Here is a 20,601-nt window from a genome sequence, read left to right as displayed (position 1 = left end):
GGGGCGGGAATGACAACGACGACGGCCCCCGCCGACACCGCCGCGCGCACCGCGCCCTCCCTCGGCCCGCGGTTCCTCGCCCGCATCGCCGGGCTGCCCGCCGATGCCGTACGGGCCCTGCGGTCGCCCGCCGTACGGGACTGGGCGGACGGCGTGCTCGCCGCCGAGGCCCGGCTCGCGAAGAGCGCCGGGCCGCTGGGCGACAGGCTGCACGACCTCGTCGCCGGACGCGACGACGAACAGGTGCGGCGCGACCTGCTGCGGCTGCGCCGGGAGGTGTTCAACGGGCGGCGCCCCGCCGACCCCGCGGCGGCGCTCGCGCTCGTCGGCGGGCTGGCGCCGCAGATCGCCGAGCCGCTGCGGGGCTGGCTTGAGCTGCGGGCCCGGCTGGACGACGACCTGGCGGCGGGCGAGGAGCTGCTGAGCGGCGAACTGCTGCGTACGCGAAGCGCGTTGCGCGCCGTCCTCGGCGAGGACCGGCTGCGCGGCGGCGTGCTGCTGGCCTCGCCCGTACTCGACGCGCAGCTCGACGCCTTCGCCGCCTCCGACCCGGGGCGCGCGGACAAGCGGACACGGAAGGTGGAGCGTTCGCTGCTCGCCTACCTCTACCGCACGGCGTGCAAGACGAGCCCGTTCGCCGCCTTCACCTCCGTCGCCCTGGGCCGCCTCACGGACAGCGCGCCGGCCGAGGGCGCGCCGCTGCGCATCACCGGCCCCTACGCCCCGCGCAGCCACCCGCGCCTCAACGTCCTCGCCGTCGGCCGCCTCGCCGACGCCGTGCTCGCCGACCCCCGCCGCCGCGCCGACCTCCCCGTCGCGCCCGCGCCCGGCTGGGGCCGCGACGAGGACCGGGTGCGCTACGTGCGCCGGTGGGTGACCGCAGGGGACGACGACACGGCCGTCACCTTCGACACCGTGAAGGACCAGCTCTTCTTCCTGCGCCGCAGCGGTGTGCTGGAGCGCATGCTCGGGCTGCTGGAGAAGCGGGAGACGGTCCGCTACGGGGAGCTGGCCGACTGGCTCGGCGCCGACCTGGAGGCCGACCGCGAGGCCGTCGACACGTATCTGGCCGCGCTGCTCGACGTCGGTATGGTCCGCGTGCCCTGCCTCGACCTGCGCGCCCACGACACCGACCCCCTCGGCGCCTTCCAGCGCGCGCTGCGCGGGCTCGACCGGCCCTGGGCCGACGACGTCGCGGCGGCGCTGGAGGGGCCGGCGGAGCTGCTGGCCAGGTATCCCGCCGCGGGTCCCGCCGAACGGCGCGAGCTGCTGGGCGAGTTGCGGCGGGGGCTGGCGGACGTGCAGCGCGAGTTGGGCGTGGCGCAGCCCCGGGTGCCGCGCACGGTGCTGTACGAGGACACGACGGCGCCGGAGGTGACGGCCCCCGGCACCGGGCGGGCGGCCGGCGAGGGGCAGTCCGGTACCGCGCGGGCCGGTACCGCGCGGGCCGATGCCGGGCTCGTGGACGCCCTCGCCGGGCCGCTCGCCGCCGTGGAGCGGGTGCTGCCCGCGTTCGACCTGACGCTGCCGCAGCGGCTGACGCTGCGCGGGTTCTTCCTCGCCCGCTACGGCACCGGCGGGCGCTGCACCGACCTGCTGAAGCTGATCCACGACTTCCACGAGGACTTCTTCGACCAGTACCTGTCGTTCACCTCGCGCCGCACCCCGTTCGACGCGAAGGGGGAGTACGTACCGGAGGAGAACTGGCTCGGGCTGCCGCAGCTCCGCGCGGTCGACGCCGCACGGCGCGCGTTCCACGCCGGGGTGCGGGCCCGCTGGGCAGACCACCCCCACCGCGACGCCGAACTCGTCCTCGGCGACGGCCTCTTCGACTCCGTCGCCGCCGAACTGGCCGCGCTCCCCGCGGAGCCGGCGCTGCACAGCCACCACGTCCAGCTCGCCGGGTCCGAGCCGCTGGTGGTGCTGAACCGCTCGTACGGCGGGCTGCACTTCCCGTTCAGCCGCTTCACCCACTGCTTCGACGGCGCCGACGCCACCCTCTCCGCCGAACTCCGCACCCGGGCCCGCGCGCTCCAGCCCCCGGGCGCCGTCTTCGCCGAGGTCACCGGCGGCCCCGTGACCAGCAACCTCAACCTGCACGGCCGGCTCACCGACTACGAGATCGTCTGCCCCGGCGAGACCAGCACCGTGCCCGAGCGGTGCCGCATCGCCCTGGACGACCTCAGCCTGGAGCACGACCCCGCGACCGACCGGCTGGTGCTGCGCTCGGCGCGGCTGGGCCGCGAGGTGGTGCCGGTCTACCTCGGCTACCTCGTACCGCTGGCGCTCCCCGAGATCCCCCGCACGCTGCTGCTGCTCTCGCCGACGTCCATGTCCCCGGTCGACGTCTGGGCCGGCGTCCCCGAGGGCGAGCCGGACGACGGCGTCACCCACCGCCCGCGCGTACGCCACGGCCGCCTCGTCCTCGCCCGCCGCTCCTGGCGCGCCCCCGCGACCGCGCTCCCGCCGCGCGCCGCCGGTACGGGGGACGCCGGGTGGCTGCTGGCGTGGCACCGCTGGCGGCGCCGGCACGGGCTGCCCGCCCGGGTCTACGCCATGGTCAAGGACGACGCGGCGCGCGGCGCGACCGGCGCCAAGCCGCAGTACGTCGACTTCGACAGCCCGCTGTCGCTGCTGGCCTTCGAGGGCCTGCTGCGCAGCGACGCCGCGCGCGTGACGTTCCGCGAGGCGCTGCCCGACGAGGACGGCCCGTACCTGACGACAGAACACGGCGGCCACGTCGTGGAGCTGGCCGTGGAGACGGCCCCCGCGCCGCCCGGCACCGGCACCGCAGAAGGGGAGACCCCGTGACCGACCAGCCCGTGCCCGAAGCGCCGCAAGCGCCCGCCGCGGAAGCGACCGGAGCGCCCGCCGCCGGGACGACACCCCCCGGCGACTGGCAGGCACTCCACGTCTACTACGCCGCCAACCCCGTCCCCCTGCTCCTCCAATGCGTCCGTCCGCTCGTCCGCGAGCTGTACGACGACGGCCTTCTCGACGGCTGGTTCTTCCTGAACTACTGGCTGGAAGGCCCCCACGTCCGCCTCCGCCTCCGCCCCTCCTCCCCGGGGCGGGAGGCGGAGGTACGGGCGCGTGCGGAACGTGCCGTCGACGCCTTCCTCGCCGAGCGTCCCGCGCTCTACCAGGTCGACTCCGGCTTCCTCAACGAATTCTACAACCAGCTCTTCGACATCGAGTTCCGCCCCGAGGACCGCGTCGCCTACACCGACGCCGACGGCCGCATGAACCTGCGGCCCAACAACTCCCGCGCCTGGCTGCCGTACGAGCCCGAGTACGGCAAGTACGGCGGCCCGGCCGGCGTCGCGCTGGCCGAGTGGCACTTCGCCCGCTCCAGCGAGCTGGTGTGCGACGCGCTGCGTGGCAAGAACCTGCATCTGCGCACCGTGCTGCTCGGCACCTCCGCGCAGCTCATGCTGATCATGTCGACCGCGTTCCTGCCCGAGGACGACCGCCTCGCGGACTTCCTCGACCGCTACTACACCTTCTGGCACCGCGCGTTCCCCGACACCGGTTTCATCGGCAGCGCCGAGTACGAGCGCAAGGCCGACGAGGTCGCCCCCGGGCTGCTCACCTGGCACGGCCGCATCCGCGCCGCCGCCGCGGGCGAGGGCACGCTGCCCGGGCTGCTGGACCGCTGGGCCGAGCACTGCCGCGAGCTGCGCGAGCGGGTGGTGGAGCTGGCGGCGCGGGGCGAGCTGGTCTTCCGGTCCTGGGACGGCACCCAGGACGAGCCTGTCGACGACCCCGACGAGGCGCTGGAGCGGCTGCTGTCCCCGTATATGCACATGACCAACAACCGGCTGCACGTGACGATCCAGGACGAGGCGTACCTCTCCCATGTCCTGGCCCGGGCGCTGCACGCGCGCGCCGCCGCGCCGGCCACCGGGAGCGCGCGGTGAGCAGCACCCGGGAGTCGCTCGCCGCCCACCAGCCGAGGCTGCGCCCCGAGGTGCTGGTCAGCGACGCGCTGCTGCACGGGCCGCGTACGGTGCACCTGGTCAAGGACACCGCCACCGGGCAGTCCTTCGAGGTCGGGCCGCGCGAGCGGTTCCTGATGGTACGGATGGACGGCTCCCGTACGGTCGCGGAGCTGGGCGGCGAGTACGCGGCCGCCTTCGGCAAGCGGCTCGCCGACGCCCACTGGAGCCGGCTCTTCCAGCTCCTCGGCGGCCGCGGCCTCCTCGACGGCGCCCCCCGCCCCGAGCGCCGGGACGAGCCGGCACCGGAGAAGACCAGGAGCCTGCTCGCCGGCAGCGTACGGCTCGTCGCCGACGCGCACGCCACCGCGGGCCGGCTCCACCGCGCCACCGGCTTCCTCCTCGGCCGCGTCTGGGGCACCCTCCTGCTCGCGGCGCTGGGCGCGATGCTGCTGGTGCTCGCCCTGCACCCCGGCGAACTGGTCGACGGCGCCGCCGCCGTGTTCACCGAGCCCGTGCTGCTGATGGCGGTCGCCACCGCGCTCTGGCTCTCCACCGCGGTGCACGAACTCGCGCACGGCGTCGCCGCCCGGCACTACGGCGGCCGGGTCGGGGAGATCGGGCTGCGCTGGCGGCTGCCCGTGGTGATCATGTACTGCACCGTCGACGACTACATGTACCTCGCGGGCCGCCGCGCCCGCATCGTCGTCGCGGGCGCCGGTGCCGTGGCCAACCTGCTGTTCCTGCTGCCGTTCTGGTGCTGGTGGCTGCTCGCCCCCGAGGGCTCCACCCGCGAAGGACTCGCGGGCCTGCTCTTCCTCGGCGTGCTCCAGGCCGCGGCGATGCTGGTGCCGCTGCCGCCGCTCGACGGCTACACCATCGCGGGCCAGCTCCTGCGCGGGCTGCGGCTCGCCGAGTCCAGCCGTACGTACCTCTCCCTGGCCCTGCGCCGCTCCCCGGACGCCGCCGCCTACCCGCGCCGCGCCCGCGCCGCCTACGCCGGCTACGCCGCCGGGACGGTGCTGACGGTCGCGGCGCTGGCCGCGGTGCTGGTGCTGCTCGTCCGCGCCGTGGTGCTGGCTGCGTAGCCCGATGACCCCCGAACCCCGCGCAGAACCTCCGAAGGAGAACCCCGTGACGACCGACACCGACGCCCCCGGGGGACGGCCCCCGGCCGTCCGCCTGGAGGCGGTGCGCAAGAGCTACGGCGACGTGCGGGCGGTGGACGAGGTGTCGTTCACGGTCGGCAGCGGCGAGTTCTTCGGCCTCCTCGGCCCCAACGGCGCAGGCAAGACCACCCTCATCGAGATCATGGAGGGCCTGCGGGAGGCCGACGGCGGCGTGGTCGAGGTGCTGGGCCGGGCCCCCTGGCCGCGGGACACCGCGCTGCTGCCGCGGCTGGGCGTGCAGACGCAGACGTCGGCGTTCTTCGTCCGGCTCACCGCCTACGAGCACCTGAAGACCATGGCCGCGCTCTACGGGACGGAACGCGCCGCCGCCGACCGCACGCTGGCCCTCGTCGGGCTCACCGAGCAGGCGGACGTGCGGGTGGAGAACCTGTCCGGCGGGCAGCGGCAGCGCCTCGCCATCGCCTCCGCGCTGGTGCACGCACCCGAGCTGATCTTCCTGGACGAGCCGACCGCCGCGCTCGACCCGCAGGCCCGCCGCGCCCTGTGGGAGCTGCTGCGCGACCTCAAGCGGGCCGGCCGCACCATCGTCTACACCACCCACCACCTCGACGAGGCCGAGGCGCTGTGCGACCGCGTCGCGATCGTCAACCGCGGCCGGATCACCGCCCTGGACACCCCGGGCAAGCTGGTCGCGCGCGGCGGTACGTCGGTGTGGCTGCTGGTGCCCGCGGAGCGGCTGAGCGAGGAGGACGCCCGGCTGCTGCCCGGCGTCACCGAGGTCACCCGCGAGTCCGACGCCCTGGTGCTGCGCACCGAGGACGCCGGGCCGGTACTGGCGGCCGTGGAGAAGGCCGCCGGGCTGCACGGGGTACGTACCCGCACCGCCAGCCTGGAGGACGTCTACCTCCAGCTCACCGGCCAGGACTGACAGTTGACCGCCGCCACCCTCCGCCTTCGGAGCCATCGGAGAGAGATGCCATGAGTGCCTATTCCGCGCTGGCGGAGGCCGGCTACCGGGCGTACACCCGGGACAAGACCACGCTCTTCTTCACCTTCGCCTTCCCGCTGCTCTTCCTCGTCGTCTTCGGGCTGATCTTCCACGGCCAGGACGTGGAGGAGAGCGGCCGGCCGTACATCGCGTACATCGCGCCCGGGGTGCTGTCCTGGGGCGTGGGCAACGCGGCCGTCTTCGGCGTCGGGTTCGTGCTGATGCAGTGGCGCCGGGACGACATCCTGCGGGTGATCCGGATGACGCCGACGCCGCTGTCCGCCGTGCTCGGCTCGCGGTACGTGCTGGCCGTGGGCATCGGGCTGGTGCAGGCGGTGCTGTTCGTGGCGGTGGCGCTGCTGCCCGTGATGGGGCTGGAACTGGCCGCGGCCTGGCCGCTGGCGATCCCGGTGCTGGTGCTGGGGATCACGGCGTTCCTGGCGCTGGGCGCGATCGTCGGCTCCTACGCCCGTACGCCGGAGGCGGTGGCCGCGGTCGCCAACTTCATGATGGTGCCGATGGCGTTCCTGTCCGGCTCCTTCTACCCGCTGGACGCCATGCCGTCGTGGATGCAGGCGATGAGCTGGGTGCTCCCGCTGCGGCACCTCAACGACGGGGTGTCGGCGGCGCTCACCGACGCGGGCGGCGGCGCGGACATCGCGGTGGCGTGCGGCGGCCTGGTGGCGTTCGCGGCGGTGTTCGGCGCCGTGGCGTTCCGGGTCTTCCGCTGGAGCGACCGCACATGACGGCGACGGCGGCGGAGCAGACGGAGACCGTACGGGCCGGGGCGCGGGGCCCGTTCGAGGCGGCGCGATCCTGGCTCGCGGAGGCGCTGCGGAGCCGTTGGGCGGCCGCCGGTGGCGGCCTCCCCACCAGCCGCGAACCCGGCCCCCCGCTCCCCCTCGTCGTCCCCCTCGGCGCCGCCGACACCCTGCACCCCGGCCGCGACCCGTGGCCGGACGAGCGCCCCGGCGCCACCGTGCACCTCACCTCGCGCGCGGTGCTCGTCGGCCCCTGGGGCGCAGGACCGGACCCGGTCGCAGGCGGACCGCCCGCACCGCGGCCCGCCTGCGGCCGGTGCCTCGCGATGCGGTGGCAGCGGCTGCGTACCCGCTCCGAACGGGAGGCGCTGGAGGGCGGGTCCGTCCCGGAGGGCGGTGCCACGTGGCCGGTGCTGACCGACCACGCCGCCGACGCCGTGTGGGCGGTGTGCCGGGCGGTCGCCGGCCGGCGCTCGCCCGACGGGCTGGCCCAGGTCACCCGCGTCGACCTCGGCACCCTGGCGCTCGCCACCTTCCCGCTGCTCCCCGAGCCGCTCTGCCCCGCCTGCGTGACGCCCGCGGACGACGCGCCCGAGCACGGCCGGATGTACCTCGCCCCCACCCCGAAGCCGGCCCCCGACGTCTACCGCGTCACCCCGCTCCCCGCCCTCGACCTCCCCGAGGCGGCCCTCGCCAACCCCGTCTGCGGCGCCCTCGGCTCCACCACCCACCTCAACCCCGCGTCCACCACCACCGCGCCGATCTCCGGCAGCGCCTTCGTCCGCGGCTACGCCGGGCTCAACGACGTCACGTTCTCGGGCCAGGCCGACGCGTACGCCACCAGCCGCACCCTCGCCTACCTGGAGGGCCTGGAGCGCTACGCCGGCACCCACGCCCGCCGCGGCCTGCGCCCCGTGACCGCCTCGCTCGACGAACTCGCCGCCGAGTGGGGCGAGGACGCCGTCGTCGACCCCCGGCGCACCGGGCTGTACTCCCCGGAGACGTACCGCGACGACCCCATGGTGGCCCCCTTCGACCCGGCCCGTCCCATCCCCTGGATCTGGGGCCACTGCCTGCGCGACGACCATCCCGTGCTCGTTCCGGCGCGGCTGGTGCACTACAGCGCAGGGCTGCCGTCCGACAACTTCGTCTTCGAGTGCTCCAACGGCTGCGCCACCGGCGGCTCGCTGGCCGAGGCCGCGCTGTACGGGCTGCTGGAGCTGATCGAGCGCGACGCCTTCCTCCTCGCCTGGTACGGGCGCGCCCCCCTCACCCGCGTCGACCCCCGCTCGACCGGCGACCCGCGGGTGCGCGGCATGCTGGACCGGGCGGCGCTCCTCGGCTACGAGGTACGGGCCTTCGACACCCGCAGCGACCTCGGCATCCCGGTGATCACGGCGGTGGCGGTACGGGAGGACGGCGGCCCCGGGCTGCTGTCGTTCGGCGCCGCCGCGGCCCTGGACCCGGCGGCCGCGCTGACCGGCGCGCTCAGCGAGGTGCTGACGTACATCCCGCACCTGCCGTACCAGGTGGCCGAGCGCCAAGCCGAACTGGAGGAGATGGCACAGGACTTCGGGCGCGTACGGCAACTGAAGGACCACGCCCAGCTCTACGGGCTGCCGCGGATGGCCGCACACGCCCGGGACTTCCTCACCGACGACGCCGCGCTGCCGCTGGCCGGCGTCTACGCCGACTGGGCGCAGGTGCGCCCCGCGACGCTGGATCTCCGCGACGACCTGCGGCTGCTCGTCGACGCCCTGGCGGTGCACGGGCACGACGCCGTGGCCGTCGACCAGACGACGCCCGAGCAGCGGGCGGTGGGCCTGCGGACGGTCGCGACGCTGGCGCCGGGGCTGCTGCCGCTCGACTTCGGCTGGCACCGGCAGCGGGCGCTGCGGATGCCGCGGCTGCTGGCGGCCGCGGCGGCGGCCGGGGGCGGGCCGCGTACCGTGCCGCACCCGTTCCCGTAGCGGATGCCCGGGTCACCGCGCACCGCAGCCCTCACGGGAGGACGGACTCCGTCCCGTGAGGGCTGCCTTGGGCGCGGCGTTACTGACGCATCGTCAGGCGCTGCACGAGGTGGTGCTGGTGGTGCTGGAGCAGGTCGAGGTGGAGGAGCAGGAGGTCGAACCGGCGAGGACGACCTCGGCCTGGTCCGAGTAGTCCGAGATCTCGAAGGTCTCCGACTCCAGCTCCAGGATCTCGTCGGCAAGGGTGGAGAGCGCCTTGTCAGCCATGGGAACTCCTTCTTCCGTGAGCGGCGGGCCCGCAGTCGTGAGACCGGTGGGTCCGATGGTTGTCCTGGCCATTCAAGCGACGGCCGCTGCCACCCCCGCCCGCGTTTCACTGTCACTTCGCTGTCACCCGGCGACAGGGGGCTGAGTCCGTACTGATCACGTCGTCGGGCAGGCTGGGGCTGCCCGGAAGAGGAGCGTGGCGCGCATGGCCGTAACCGCGGACGTTCTGCGGTCCGCCGTCGAGTGCTGTCTCGACGTCCATCTCCACCCCGAGCCGTCCGGCGCCGAGGAACGCACCGCGGGCGTCCTCGCCGACCGGCTCGCCGCCGCCGGCTACGCCGTCACCCGCGGCATCGGCGGCCACGGCGTCGTCGGGCTGCTGCGCAGAGGCGAGGGCCCGACCGTGCTGCTGCGCGCCGAACTCGACGCGCTGCCCGTGACGGAGGCCAGCGGACTCCGCTACGCCAGCACCGTCCCCGGCGTCGCCCACGCCTGCGGCCACGACGTGCACCTCGCCGCACTCGCCGGCACCGCCGAACTGCTCGCGCGCGACACCGGCGGCTGGCGCGGCACGGTGGCCGTCGTCGGCCAGCCGGCCGAGGAGACGCTCGACGGCGCGCTGGCGATGCTGCGCGCCGGGCTCTACGACCTCACCGGACCGCCCGACACGGTCCTCGCCCAGCACACCGCGCCGCTGCCCGCCGGCGCCGTCGCCCACACGGACGGCGCCCCGCTGCTGGCCGGCACCGTCGCGGTCGACGCGGTGCTGCACGGCGCCGGCGGCCACGCCGGGGCACCGCACCTGACGGTGGACCCGGTGGTGTCGGCGGCGGCGGCCGTGCTGCGGCTCCAGGCGCTGGTCGCCCGCGAACGGGCCCCCGCGGAGCAGGCCGTGCTGACGGTGGGCCGGCTGCATGCGGGTACGGAGGCGAACGTCATTCCGGACCGCGCGGAACTGGGCATCAGCCTGCGGGCGTTCGACGAGGGCACCCTGGACCGGCTGCTGGCGGGCGTCCGCCGGGTGCTGGCCGGCGAGGCGGAGGCGGCGGGGGCGCCGAAGCCGCCGGAGGTGACGGTACGGGGCCGCTCGCGGACCCTGCTGCCGGACGCGGGGCTGACCGCGGAGCTGCGGGACGCCCACGTCGCGGCGCTGGGCGGCGCCCGGGTGCTGCGCTGGCAACCGGCCACCGCGGCGGAGGACTTCGCCTGGTACGGCCCCGCGGGCGCCGAGGTGCACGGGGCCCCCGGCGTCCGGCTCGGCTACTGGATGCTGGGCACCGTCTCCGCGTCGGCCCGCCGCGAAGCGGCACGCACGGGGGTCCCGGTGCCGGGCAACCACTCGCCCCGGTTCGCGCCGGACCTGCGCCCGGCGCTGGAGACGGGCATCGAGGCGCTGACGGCGGCGGCGCGGCGGGCGCTGCGGGCACGTACCCCGGATGCCGCGGCCGGGGCGGGCGGGGGCGACGACGGCCCTGGCCCTGACCCCGGTTCCGGTTCCGGTGAGCCGGGCGGGGGCGATCCGGTCGGCGCGGCCGGCGGGGGCTCCGGCGCCGGCGGGGCGGGTCGATGAGCGGCGGCCGGTCGGTCGAAGTGGCGTTCGTACGCCAGGACTTCGACGCCCCGCCCGCGGAGACGACCGCGGTCCGGCTGCTGTGGCTGCTACGGGCCCATCTCCCGCACGGCCTGCGGGTGGACTCGGAGCGGATCAGGCTGCGGCTGACGGTGCCGGAGGTGGGGGCGACGACGGTGGCGGGCGACGCGCTGACGCACCGGGCGTGCGCCGGCTGGTCGGTGGAGAACTGACCCCGGTCACACCCACCCGCGCTCGCGCGCGAGCAGCGCGGCCTGCGCCCGCGTGGAGGCGCCGAGGATCCGCAGCACGTCGGCGATGTGCCTCCGGTACGTACGCACGGAGACACCCAGATCCCTGGCCCCCGTCTCGTCCTTGCCCACCTCGCACATCATCCGCAGCACCCGCAGCTCCGCCTCCGACAGCTCCGGCTCCGGCTCCGCGGGCTCGCGCAGCTCGACGGAGACGTCCTCGGCCTGCTCCCACACCTTCTCGAAGAGCCCCGACAGCGTGCTGACCAGCCCCCGCCCCCGTACCAGCAGCGCGCCCTCGTCGAGGTTCTTCGGGTCCTTGGGCATGAGGGCCACCCGCCCGTCGTACACGGCGAGCTGGTCCGAGATCTCCTCGACCACCCGCACCTCGCCGCCCCGGGCCAGCAGCTCCCGCACGTGCCCCGCGACCCGCGGATGCCGCAGCGTGTCCGCGGGCAGCACCAGCCGCCGCCGCACCCCGCGCTTCAGCGCCCGCCACTCCACCGCGCGCCGCTTCAGCACCGCTTCGCTCATCAGGTGGAAGCCCGGCTCGACGGAGGCGATCTCCTCCCGGGCGAAGAAGACCAGCTCCTCCATCCGGTTGCTCAGGGCGTCCCGGTCGTCGATCTCCTCCACTCCGTGCTCCCCGCCGTACGCGCCCGCCTGGCCGCCGCCCTCCGCCGTGGCCGCGGTCTCCGCGCGGAGCGTCGTCAGCACGTACCGGCTCTGGGTGAGCCGCTGGATCTCCTGGTACATCTCGCGCAGCCGCATCTCGGTGAGCCGCGCCACGACCTGCTCCGGATCGACAGGGATGAACCACCCCGGCCGATCCCCGGGTCTGAGCAGCCGCAGCCGGATCAGGCGGGCCATGGCTTCTTCCGTTTCATGCCGGTCGACGCCGAGCTTCACGTGGACGCCTTCGGAGGGTGAATCGGGGTTCCGGAGGAAGTGCCGGTAGAGCTGCTCCTCCGCGGGGGAGACCCCGAAGACTCCCATTTCGTTGGTGTGCACGGCGAGCCTCCTGCTTCGAGCGGTGTGCCACGAGGGGCCGGCGGTAACCGGCCCCATGGTTCCGCGCCGTCGCCACGGCAGGGTGAACTTCGGCGTAACGACAATTTGTCACGCCGGAGTGCGCTGCGGCATGCATACCCGAGGCTGACCGTGGAAAGCGAGGGCCGCACACAGACTTCCGAACGGCCGCCCGTGCGGGGGAAGTCGGAGGTGGGAGGTGCGGGGCGTACGCAGTGTTCTCGGGCGGGGGCAGGAGGGGACGGCGGCGCACTAATCCGGTCGCTTGCCACACCTTGACTTTGCGACGATCACCGCATGACCTCCGAAGCCGCCACCGACCCCGAGTTCGACCGCCTCCTCGACGAAGCGGCCGCGACCCCCACCGAGGGCTGGGACTTCTCCTGGTTCGAGGGCCGCGCCACCGAGGCGCGGCCCTCCTGGGGCTACCAGCGGACCATGGGCGCGCGCATGGCCGCCGCGAGCGCGTCGCTGGACATCCAGACCGGCGGCGGCGAAGTGCTCGCCGGGGTGCCGGCGCGGCCGGCGCTGTCCGTGGCCACCGAGGCGTGGCCGCCGAACGTCGCCAAGGCCACGGCCCTGCTGCACCCCCTCGGCACGGTGGTGGTCGCCGCGCCGGAGGAGCCGCCGCTGCCGTTCGCGGACGGCGCGTTCGACCTGGTGGTCAGCCGGCACCCGGTGAAGCCGTACTTCGAGGAGATCGCCCGCGTCCTGCGCCCCGGCGGGACGTACTTCGCCCAGCACGTGGGCCCGGCGAGCGTCTTCGAGCTGGTCGAGTACTTCCTCGGGCCGCAGCCGGAGGAGACGCGGCGGGGCCGCGACCCGGGGCGGGAGCGGGCGGCGGCGGAGGCGGCCGGGCTGGAGATCGTGGACGTGCGGACCGAGCGGCTGCGGATGGAGTTCCACGACGTGGGCGCGGTCGCGTACTTCCTGCGGAAGGTGATCTGGATGGTGCCGGGCTTCACGGTCGAGGCGTACCGGCCGAGGCTGCGCGAGATGCACGAACTGATCGCGGCGGAGGGCCCGTTCGTCGCGCACAGCGCGCGGACGCTCTTCAAGGCGCGCAAGCCGGCCTGAGCAGGGGCCGGTGGCGGTACGGGGCCGGGCGCGGACCGCGCCCGGCCCCGTACCGGTGGTGATCAGATACCGAACGCCGCCGGCCAGCGGATCATGCCGCCGGGCAGCGGGTGGGCCTCGTCGAGCGCGAGGGCCATCAGCGCGTCGTCCGGAACCTCGACGCTGATCCGGATGCCGTACGCGGACGCCCGCGTGAACCCGAACCGCGGGTAGTACTCCGGGTGTCCGACGAGGACGACGTACCGCTCGCCCCGCGCCGCGGCCGCCGCGAGCGCGGCCCGTACGGCCACGGAACCCACCCCGTCACGCTGCCGCTCGGGCCGCACGGAGACGGGCCCGAGGCAGAGCGCGGGGGTGTCGCCGATGTGGCCGCGGGTGAGCAGGATGTGCCCGAGGAGCGGGGCGCCGGCGGTGTCGTCCGCCGCTTCGGGGTCCGTGACGACGAGGGACAGGCCCTCGATCCACGCGGACTCGTCGGCACGCAGCTTGTCGACGATGTCGGCCTCGTGCTCGCGGTCGAAGGCGGCGACGGTGATCTCGCGGATGACGGGGATGTCGGCGCGGGTCTCGGCGCGCGTGATCCAGGTGTTGCCGGTGTTGCGCATGGTGTTGCCCATGATGGATGTGGATCCGTTTCGATGGTCGCGTTCGTGTGGACGCCCCGCGGGCTCACGCTCCCGGCGTGGGCGGGGGTGGGAGAGAGGTCAGGCCACGGCCCGGGACGTGAGGGAGACCCGGACGCTGCGCACGGTGGCCTTGAGCGCGGTCATCAACCTCACCTCCCTCTCTCATCTCTCTCCGCAGACGAACACGGCGGGGCCACTTTACACGGGGATCCGTCTGGCGTGCCGGGGGCTTGGACTTCGTGCGGAGGGAGGACGACGGGGGAGAGGACCGCGGCGATGACCTTCCGTACCTCGCCGGGCGCGGGCGGGGCGGCGTCACGGTCGGCGAAGAGGAGGTGGGCGGCGCCGACGAGGGTGGGGGCGAGCACGGGGATGTCGGCATCGGGGGCGAGCCGGCCGCGGTCGCGTTCGGCGGTGAGGTACGCGGCGAGCATGTCGGCGGCGTCGGTGAGCAGCGGCACCCCGGTCGGCCGGGTCCCGCGGAGCCGGGCGCGCAGCCCGTCGCGGGAGACGAGGAGCCCGACGACGGCGACGGCGACGGACTCGAAGAGGTCGGTCAGCGCGTCGGCGAGGTTGCCGACGACGGTGCCGCGACCGGTGTCGGCGGCGGCGCGCAGGGAGGCGGCCTGGCCTTCGAGGCGGGCGACGCGGTCGAGGACGAGGGCGGCGAGGAAGTCGTCGAAGTCGGCGAAGTGCCGGTGCAGCACGCCCTTGGCGCAGCCGGGCTGGGGGCAGGTTCACGATGGGGTACACGGCGCTGGCGGTGACCGCTGTGGTGGGGCGGCGGCCCGATTAGCCTGGTGTGATGATCGAGACGGAACGGCTCGTGCTGCGCCCGCTGACGACGGAGGATGTCGACGCGTTTGTGGCGCTGCACGCCGATGAGCGGGTGAACAGGTTCGTGGGCGCGTACACGCCCGAGCAGGCGCGTGCGCGGCTTGCCACGATCGAACGGCAGTGGGCGGAACGGGGACACGGGCTGTGCGCGGTCGAGCTGAAGTCCAGCGGGGAGTTCATCGGCCGGGTGGGCCTGAACTACTGGGAAGAACTGGACGAGGTGGAACTCGGCTGGACCCTGGCGGCGGAGTCCTGGGGCCACGGCTACGCGACGGAGGCGGCGGGCGCGTGCCTGGAGTGGGGGTTCGCGACGCTGGAGGAGGAGTACTTCATCTCGTTGATCCGCCCGGCGAATACGGCTTCGGCGCGGGTGGCGGAGCGGCTGGGGTTTGAGCCGCGGCGGGAGGAGACGTTCATGGGGCATGGGGTGACGGTGTGGGTGAGGGAGAGGCCGGTTGCTGGGTGAGGGTTCCCGGGGGCCCGGAGTCCTGTGCCTTGGGAGGAGGGTTCGCCGGAGGGCATCGGTCGATCCGCGGGAGTCGATCCGGGGGAGGTCGCCGTGGCGAAGGATTGGCGCGGGGGTTGCGTGGTCGTGGGGTGTGCCGGGTCGGCGGTGAGCCCGCACGGGTCCCCACCGCCCGTGGCACGGGGCCTGTCGCCCTCGGCCCGAATCACCCGGGCCCCCTGGCCTACTCCGGGCCCCAGCTCACCCTGCCCTCGGCACCGACTCACCCGGGCCCCGGGCCCCCGGCCCCAGCTACCCCCGCCCTCCGTCAGCGCCCCGCCCCGCCCCCCAACTCCCCCAGCCCGAACAGCTCCGCCGCGTTCCCCCACAGCACCCGCTCCAGTTCCGCCCCCCGCAACCCCGCGTCCCGCACCACCCCCAGCGACACGCTCGGGTCCACCAGCGTCGCGTCCGTGCCGAACAGCAGCCTCTCCACGCCCACCCCCGCCTCCCGCGCGTACGTGATGCGCTCCGCGTCCGCCGCCGTGCGGCAGTGCTCCAGGTACAACCTGTCGCACTCCGCCGCCGCGTGCGCCGCCTCCCGCCAGGCGTCGCCTCCCGCGTGGCCGACTATCACCCGCAGCCGCGGGAAGTCCGCCAGCAGGGCCGGGAGCCGGGCCACGTCCGGGTCCCAGGTGTGCAGCAGCAGCGGCACCTCCAGGTCGTTCAGGAGCGCGAACGCCTCCCTCATCTCCCGGGAGCCGATCGCCCGGCCCGGGTAGTGGGTGTGGATCTTCGCGCCGACGAAGCGGCCCCCCGCCAGGTGGTGGCGCAGGTCCGCCGCGCTCGCCTCGATGCGGTTCGGGTTCACCACCGCGTAGCCGTACAGCCGCGGCTGCGCCGCCAGCACCCGCGCCAGCGCCGCGTTTCCCGCCACCGCGTCGTACGTCACCGCCTCCGCCCCCGAGACGATCTGCACGTCTATCCCGTACCTGTCCATCAGGTCGATGTTCGTCTCCCCGAGCAGCCCCGAGGACCTGAAGTACGGCCACGGGCCCCAGTGTCCGTGCACGTCGATGATCGGCATCAGCCCTGCAACTCCTCGACGTTCCCGCCCGCGATCGAGTCCCGGTCCGCCGCGTCGATCCGCGCGTAGCGCAGGCGCAGCGTCTGCGGCGAGATGTCCGTGAACGGCGTGCGCGAGCCGAACACCAGCCGGCTCGCCCCCACCGCCTCCACCACCCGCTCCACCGAGTCCGGCGCCGACAGCAGCCGCGTCGTCGCCATGAAACCCGGTTCGCGGCGGGCCAGCAGCAGGAAGTCGCCCAGCAGGTACGTGTGCAGGTCGAGGAAGACCACGCGGGCGCCCCGGTCCGCCAGTGCCGGGCCGTAGCGGCGCGGGTCGCCGTCCTGGAGCAGCACCATCCCCCGCGCCAGCGCCAGGTCCACGACGTGGCCGTAGCCCGGGAAGCCCGGCTCCGCCCCCTGCTCGACGGTGAACAGCCGCAGGAACCGTACGCCCGCCGCCGCCAGCGTCTCGATCCGTTCCTCCGCGCCCCACGGGTCCCGCAGGTCCACCGTCCCCACCGGCCGCAGTTCCGGGCAGTCCGCCAGGTCGCGCAGCGTCTCCGCGTTGCCGGACTCCGCGTCGAAGAGGGCTCCGCGGGTGGAGAGGGCGAGGGCTGCCTCGACGGGGGAGCGGGCCAGCCGGGCGCGGACCTCGGCGAGGTCCACGTCGCGGTGGTGCCGGGGCCAGGGGCCGTACAGCACGTCCACGTCCCAGCGCACGCGCTCCTCGGGGGACGGGACCAGCCAGTCGTACGTCATGCGCACGCCGCCAGGACCGCCCGCGCGATGTCGTCGACGTCGGCCGGCGTGTAGCCCTCGTTCCAGTCGAGGACGAGCAGGGTGCGGCCGATCAGCAGCTCGGCCTGCGGGCACAGCCCTTCGGGGTGGCCGGTGAACACCGGGTTCGCGTAGAGGGGGCGTTCCAGGTAGCCGGCGGCGGCCGGGATGCCCGCGGCCGTCAGGGCCTTCGCCCGGCGGGCGTTGTCGTCCACCAGCAGCGGGTACACCCACCAGGCGTGCCCGTCGGGCCGCGGCGCGGTCCGTACGGACGCGGCCGCGCCCAGCGCCGCCGTCAGCCGGGCGGCCAGGGCGCGGCGTATCCGTACGACCTCCGCCACCTTCCCCAACTGCGCCCGCGCGACCGCCGCCGTCAGCTCCGGCATCCGGTAGTTGAGCCCCGGTACGCGGTGGATCCGCCCCTCCGCCCGGTCCCAGCCCTTGTCGGCGAAGAGCCGCATCCGGCGGGCGAGTTCCGGGTCGTCGGTGAGCGCGAGGCCGCCGTCGCCCGCGGTGATGTGCTTGTACTGCTGGAGGCTGAAGCAGGCGATGTCGCCGTACGTGCCCAGCAGCCGCCCCGCGCCGTCCTCGCCCAGCCACGCCTGCGCGCAGTCCTCGATGAGCACGAGCCCGTGCCGGTCGCACAGCTCCCGCAGCTCCGCGATCCGGGCGGCGGCGCCGAAGAGGTGGACGGCCAGAACGGCCTTCGTGCGCGGGGTGACGGCCGCGGCGACGGCCGCCGGGTCGAGGTTGCCGTCGTCGGGGAGTACGTCGGCGAAGACCGGCCGGCCGCCCTCTGCCAGGATGGGGGCCACGGTGCCGAAGTCGGAGATGGGCGTGGTGATGACCTCGTCGCCGGGGCCGATGCCGGCCGCCGCGACCGCGAGGTGCAGCGAGGCGGTGCCGGAGCTGCACGCGACGGCGTGGGCGCGCCCGTACAGCTCGGCCATCTCCCGCTGCAGCGCCGGCACTTCGGTGCCGAACGTGCCGCACAGCACGGCGGAGTCGAGCACCCGCAGCACCGCGGCGCGCTCCTCCTCGCCGAGGGTGCGGCCGCGTGGTTCGAGCACGGTGGGCAGCGGTGTGTCCCGTACGGACATGGCGGCGTGATCCTCTCGACGCAACGGGTGATGCACGCGTTTATGGCCTGGACCGAAAGGTAAATCGCTCTTTGCGGCACGTCAACCCCGGTACCCGGGGAACCGTTGCGGTCCGTAATGCCTACACTTACCCGCGATGTTTGGGACCCGGCCAGAACAGGTCGTATGGATGAAGGAGACGGGGCGGATGGCGTTCACCGTCGGGGTGATCGGCCCCGAGGACCTGGTGCAGAAGGTGCAGGCGGTCGGTGCCCCCGGCACCACCCGGCTGCTCGGCCTGCGCTACCGGCACGAGGACGAGACCCTCGACGTCGTCCGCGAGGCCGCGGCCTCCGGCGCCGACGCGCTGCTGTTCACCGGCGTGGTGCCGCACGCCCTCGCGGCGGACGCCGGGCTGCTGGACCGGCCGGCGATGTACGTGCCGTACAGCGGCGCGACGCTGCTGCGCGCGCTCGTCGAACTGCTGCGCCTCGGCCATGACGTGTCCCGGATCTCCATCGACACGCTCCAGCGCGCGGAGGTCGTCGAGACCATGACCGAGGCCAAACTGCCCACCGAGCACGTGCACGTGCTCCCGTACCGCCCCGGGCTGACCGGCGACGACCTCGTCGCCTTCCACCTCGGCGCGCGGGACAAGAAGCGCACCCGGGTGGCGCTCACCTGCCTCGGCTCCACGTTCCACACGCTCGACAACGAGATGCACGCCGTACGCCTCGCGCCCTCCCGGCACTCCATCCGCGCCACCGTGCAGTCGCTGGTGCTCGCCGCGTCCGCCGCGCAGAGCGGCGACACGCAGGTGGCGATGGGCATCGTCGACATCCCGCCGGGCTCCGACGACTCCGAGCTGGCCGCCGACCTCGCCGCGCTCGGCGGCAGCCTGGCCTATCTGCCGGACGGGCGGCGGCTGGTGGTGACCACGCGCGGCGCGCTGGAGAAGGCCAGCGAGCGCTACACCCGGCTCCCGCTGCTCGACGCGCTCGCCTCCCGGCACACCTCCGTGCACGTGGGTTTCGGTCTGGGCCGGACCGCGGCGGAGGCCGAGTCGCTGGCCCGGCGGGCGGTCAACAGGGCCGGCGCGGTGGGGTCCGTGGCCGGGGTCGTGTCCATGCGCGACGACGTGGACATGGTGATCGACGCGGACTCCGGCGGGCCTGCCGCGCCGGCCGGGCCCGAGAACAGCGCGCTGCTCGCGCGGCGCGTGGGGCTCAACCCGCAGACGCTCGACAAGCTGCGCGAGCTGGTCGCCGCGGGTGCGGGGGAGGGGCTGACCGCGCACGCGGTGGCGGAGCACCTGGACGTCCAACAGCGCACGGCACGGCGGGTGCTGAAGCGGCTGGAGCGGGCCGGGGTGGCGGTGCCGATCGGCAGCCGGCAGCACGGGCAGACGGGCCGGCCGCCGATCGTGTACCGGGTGAAGCTCTGACGCCGGGGGCCCGTCCGCGTACCGCCGTACGGGCCTGATGGCGGCGCGCCGGCGCGCCGCCCCCGGCGGCCGGGAGCCGAGTCCGGCGCTCTGGACTTCTTGCCACGGACGCTTCCGCGAATTACGGTCTAGGCCGGAACCTGGATAAGGAGCCGCGCTTGAGAATCGCCTCGGTCCGCACTCGTGTGGTCAGCGCACCGTACGTGCGCCCCTTCGTCATCAGCAGCGGCACCAGCTCCGACCTGGTCAGCCTCGTCGTCGAGGTGGGCACCGACGAGGGCCTCACCGGCTACGGCGAGGCCGCCCCCATGACCGCGTACACCGGCGACACCCTCGCCGGCGTCCGCGCCGCCGTCACCGAACACGTCGGCCCCGCGCTCCTCGGCCGCGACCCGCGCGACGTGGCCGGCGCGCACACCGCCATGGACACCGCCATCCGCGGCCAGCCCCTCGCCAAGGCCGCCCTCGACCTCGCCCTGCACGACCTCGCCGGGCTGGCCGCCGACTGGCCCGTGCACCTCCTGCTCGGCGGCCGGGTCCGCGAACACGTGTCCACCGCCTGGGTCGTCGGCCTCGGCACCCTGGACGAGATGACCGCCGAGGCCGCGGCGTACGCGGCCAAGGGCTTCCCGCACATCAAGGTGAAGGGCGGCGTGGACCCGGCGGCCGACATCGAACTGGTACGCGCCGTACGCGCCGTGCTCCCGGCCGGCACCGAACTCTCCCTGGACGCCAACGAGGGCTACGGCCCCACCGTCGCCGCCCGCGCCCTGGCCCGGATGGCGGAGGCGGGTCTCGACCTCGTCGAACAGCCGCTGCCGCGCTGGGACCTGGACGGGCTCGCCGCGCTGCGCAGCAAGGTGGGGGTGCGGGTGATGGTGGACGAGAGCGTGCACTCGCTGCACGACGCGCTGGAAGTCGTCCGCCGCGGCGCCGCCGACGTGCTGAACATCAAGATACTCAAGGTCGGGGGGCTGCACCGGGCGCGGCAGATAGCGGCGGTGGCGGAGGCGGCGGGGCTCGCGGTGAAGATCGGTTCGATGCCGGAGCTGGGGGTGGCGACGCTCGCGGCGGTCCACCTGGCGGCGGCGCTGCCGCACGCGACGGTGGCGGCGGACCTGGTGGGGCCGCTGATGGTGCGCGAGGAGCCGCTGGCGCCGACGTTCTTCGCGGCGGCGGACAGGGGCCGGGTACGGGTGCCGACGGCGCCGGGACTGGGGCACGACCTGGGGTGAAGGGGGCCGGTCTGCCGCGGGGCTGCTCCCCGCGGCGAGGGGCCGTTCGCGTACGGCCGTGCGCGTTCCTCACAGCCGCCCCCGGGGCCGGCAGCCACGCCTCGGTCCG

At 74.8% G+C, this 20,601-nt stretch carries 18 protein-coding genes and 1 pseudogene; 12 read left to right on the top strand and 7 right to left on the bottom strand.

Features of this window, described 5'->3' with window-relative positions:
• Positions 1–9: 9 nt before the first annotated feature.
• The 6 genes from CXR04_RS15330 to CXR04_RS15305 are packed head-to-tail and all read left to right on the top strand — an operon-like array spanning position 10 to position 8,787.
• Positions 10–2,811, top strand: coding sequence for a lantibiotic dehydratase (locus CXR04_RS15330; protein WP_101422775.1), 2,802 nt, complete (start codon positions 10–12; stop codon positions 2,809–2,811).
• The gene (locus CXR04_RS15325) at positions 2,808–3,920 is read left to right on the top strand and encodes a lantibiotic dehydratase C-terminal domain-containing protein (RefSeq protein WP_234380240.1); all 1,113 of its coding nucleotides are present in this window, start codon (positions 2,808–2,810) and stop codon (positions 3,918–3,920) included. The genes CXR04_RS15330 and CXR04_RS15325 overlap by 4 nt, the downstream gene beginning before the upstream one ends.
• Positions 3,917–5,026, top strand: a complete 1,110-nt coding sequence (locus tag CXR04_RS15320; RefSeq protein WP_101422773.1) for a metalloprotease — start codon at positions 3,917–3,919, stop codon at positions 5,024–5,026. Before CXR04_RS15325 ends, CXR04_RS15320 begins: the two co-directional genes overlap by 4 nt.
• A gap of 46 nt (positions 5,027–5,072) precedes the next feature.
• The gene (locus tag CXR04_RS15315) at positions 5,073–5,996 is read left to right on the top strand and encodes an ABC transporter ATP-binding protein (protein WP_101422771.1); all 924 of its coding nucleotides are present in this window, start codon (positions 5,073–5,075) and stop codon (positions 5,994–5,996) included.
• Between the two features lie 50 nt (positions 5,997–6,046).
• Positions 6,047–6,802 (top strand): ABC transporter permease, encoded by a 756-nt coding sequence (locus CXR04_RS15310; RefSeq protein ID WP_101422769.1) that lies wholly within the window; start codon positions 6,047–6,049, stop codon positions 6,800–6,802.
• Positions 6,799–8,787, top strand: a complete 1,989-nt coding sequence (locus tag CXR04_RS15305) for a TOMM precursor leader peptide-binding protein (protein WP_101422767.1) — start codon at positions 6,799–6,801, stop codon at positions 8,785–8,787. The genes CXR04_RS15310 and CXR04_RS15305 overlap by 4 nt, the downstream gene beginning before the upstream one ends.
• A 93-nt stretch (positions 8,788–8,880) precedes the next feature.
• Here the strand turns inward: CXR04_RS15305 and CXR04_RS15300 are convergent, their stop codons facing one another.
• Entirely contained in the window at positions 8,881–9,054 is a 174-nt protein-coding gene (locus tag CXR04_RS15300) for a thiazolylpeptide-type bacteriocin (protein WP_018840305.1), read from the bottom strand.
• A gap of 205 nt (positions 9,055–9,259) precedes the next feature.
• On the opposite strand from CXR04_RS15300, the gene CXR04_RS15295 reads away from it, so the two are divergent.
• Positions 9,260–10,624 (top strand): amidohydrolase, encoded by a 1,365-nt coding sequence (locus CXR04_RS15295; RefSeq protein ID WP_101422765.1) that lies wholly within the window; start codon positions 9,260–9,262, stop codon positions 10,622–10,624.
• Entirely contained in the window at positions 10,621–10,857 is a 237-nt protein-coding gene (locus tag CXR04_RS15290; RefSeq protein WP_101422763.1) for a hypothetical protein, read from the top strand. Before CXR04_RS15295 ends, CXR04_RS15290 begins: the two co-directional genes overlap by 4 nt.
• Positions 10,858–10,863: 6 nt before the next feature.
• Here CXR04_RS15290 and CXR04_RS15285 read toward each other — a convergent pair whose 3' ends face one another.
• Positions 10,864–11,886 carry a helix-turn-helix transcriptional regulator gene (locus CXR04_RS15285; protein WP_234380239.1) on the bottom strand — a complete coding sequence of 341 codons (1,023 nt, stop codon included), beginning with the start codon at positions 11,884–11,886 and terminating at the stop codon, positions 10,864–10,866.
• A gap of 315 nt (positions 11,887–12,201) precedes the next feature.
• Here CXR04_RS15285 and CXR04_RS15280 point away from each other — a divergent pair, with 315 nt between their 5' ends.
• Complete coding sequence (locus tag CXR04_RS15280) at positions 12,202–12,981, top strand: class I SAM-dependent methyltransferase (RefSeq protein WP_101422759.1); 780 nt, start codon at positions 12,202–12,204, stop codon at positions 12,979–12,981.
• Between the two features lie 62 nt (positions 12,982–13,043).
• Here CXR04_RS15280 and CXR04_RS15275 read toward each other — a convergent pair whose 3' ends face one another.
• On the bottom strand, positions 13,044–13,586 hold the full coding sequence (locus CXR04_RS15275; protein WP_101426386.1) for a GNAT family N-acetyltransferase: 543 nt from the start codon (positions 13,584–13,586) through the stop codon (positions 13,044–13,046).
• Between the two features lie 170 nt (positions 13,587–13,756).
• Positions 13,757–14,335, bottom strand: a pseudogene (locus tag CXR04_RS15270) (hypothetical protein); the annotation flags it as partial.
• A 77-nt stretch (positions 14,336–14,412) separates the two neighbouring features.
• Between CXR04_RS15270 and CXR04_RS15265 the strand changes: the two are divergent.
• Entirely contained in the window at positions 14,413–14,910 is a 498-nt protein-coding gene (locus CXR04_RS15265) for a GNAT family N-acetyltransferase (RefSeq protein WP_101426385.1), read from the top strand.
• Between the two features lie 307 nt (positions 14,911–15,217).
• On the opposite strand, the gene CXR04_RS15260 is transcribed toward CXR04_RS15265, so the two are convergent.
• Genes CXR04_RS15260 through CXR04_RS15250 form a run of 3 tightly spaced genes read right to left on the bottom strand, consistent with a single transcriptional unit; the run spans position 15,218 to position 17,834 of the window.
• Entirely contained in the window at positions 15,218–15,976 is a 759-nt protein-coding gene (locus CXR04_RS15260) for an amidohydrolase family protein (protein WP_101422757.1), read from the bottom strand.
• Positions 15,976–16,716: a hypothetical protein gene (locus CXR04_RS15255; protein ID WP_101422755.1), complete on the bottom strand. Its 741-nt coding sequence runs from the start codon at positions 16,714–16,716 to the stop codon at positions 15,976–15,978. Before CXR04_RS15255 ends, CXR04_RS15260 begins: the two co-directional genes overlap by 1 nt.
• Complete coding sequence (locus CXR04_RS15250) at positions 16,713–17,834, bottom strand: DegT/DnrJ/EryC1/StrS family aminotransferase (protein WP_101422753.1); 1,122 nt, start codon at positions 17,832–17,834, stop codon at positions 16,713–16,715. Before CXR04_RS15250 ends, CXR04_RS15255 begins: the two co-directional genes overlap by 4 nt.
• 136 nt (positions 17,835–17,970) lie before the next feature.
• Between CXR04_RS15250 and CXR04_RS15245 the strand changes: the two genes are divergently transcribed.
• Together CXR04_RS15245 and CXR04_RS15240 are read left to right on the top strand one after the other, a co-directional pair.
• Entirely contained in the window at positions 17,971–19,257 is a 1,287-nt protein-coding gene (locus CXR04_RS15245; protein ID WP_234380238.1) for a hypothetical protein, read from the top strand.
• A gap of 158 nt (positions 19,258–19,415) precedes the next feature.
• Positions 19,416–20,492, top strand: coding sequence for a mandelate racemase/muconate lactonizing enzyme family protein (locus tag CXR04_RS15240; protein ID WP_101422749.1), 1,077 nt, complete (start codon positions 19,416–19,418; stop codon positions 20,490–20,492).
• Positions 20,493–20,601: the final 109 nt, after the last annotated feature.

Origin of the sequence: Streptomyces sp. CMB-StM0423 (assembly GCF_002847285.1) — a bacterium.
In the GTDB taxonomy this organism is placed as follows: domain Bacteria; phylum Actinomycetota; class Actinomycetes; order Streptomycetales; family Streptomycetaceae; genus Streptomyces.
Note: the sequence above shows the minus strand (reverse complement) of the source record. Positions and strands in the feature narration are given on the sequence as shown.

What these genes read in the sequence shown, in the direction of transcription:
- CXR04_RS15330 (WP_101422775.1), top strand. Translation starts at nt 10, where the DNA reads ATGACAACGACGACGGCCCCCGCCGACACCGCCGCGCGCACCGCGCCC.
- CXR04_RS15310 (WP_101422769.1), top strand. Translation starts at nt 6,047, where the DNA reads ATGAGTGCCTATTCCGCGCTGGCGGAGGCCGGCTACCGGGCGTACACC.
- CXR04_RS15305 (WP_101422767.1), top strand. Translation starts at nt 6,799, where the DNA reads ATGACGGCGACGGCGGCGGAGCAGACGGAGACCGTACGGGCCGGGGCG.
- CXR04_RS15300 (WP_018840305.1), bottom strand. Translation starts at nt 9,054, where the DNA reads ATGGCTGACAAGGCGCTCTCCACCCTTGCCGACGAGATCCTGGAGCTG.
- CXR04_RS15295 (WP_101422765.1), top strand. Translation starts at nt 9,260, where the DNA reads ATGGCCGTAACCGCGGACGTTCTGCGGTCCGCCGTCGAGTGCTGTCTC.
- CXR04_RS15290 (WP_101422763.1), top strand. Translation starts at nt 10,621, where the DNA reads ATGAGCGGCGGCCGGTCGGTCGAAGTGGCGTTCGTACGCCAGGACTTC.
- CXR04_RS15280 (WP_101422759.1), top strand. Translation starts at nt 12,202, where the DNA reads ATGACCTCCGAAGCCGCCACCGACCCCGAGTTCGACCGCCTCCTCGAC.
- CXR04_RS15275 (WP_101426386.1), bottom strand. Translation starts at nt 13,586, where the DNA reads ATGCGCAACACCGGCAACACCTGGATCACGCGCGCCGAGACCCGCGCC.
- CXR04_RS15265 (WP_101426385.1), top strand. Translation starts at nt 14,413, where the DNA reads ATGATCGAGACGGAACGGCTCGTGCTGCGCCCGCTGACGACGGAGGAT.
- CXR04_RS15260 (WP_101422757.1), bottom strand. Translation starts at nt 15,976, where the DNA reads ATGCCGATCATCGACGTGCACGGACACTGGGGCCCGTGGCCGTACTTC.
- CXR04_RS15255 (WP_101422755.1), bottom strand. Translation starts at nt 16,716, where the DNA reads ATGACGTACGACTGGCTGGTCCCGTCCCCCGAGGAGCGCGTGCGCTGG.
- CXR04_RS15250 (WP_101422753.1), bottom strand. Translation starts at nt 17,834, where the DNA reads ATGTCCGTACGGGACACACCGCTGCCCACCGTGCTCGAACCACGCGGC.
- CXR04_RS15245 (WP_234380238.1), top strand. Translation starts at nt 17,971, where the DNA reads ATGTTTGGGACCCGGCCAGAACAGGTCGTATGGATGAAGGAGACGGGG.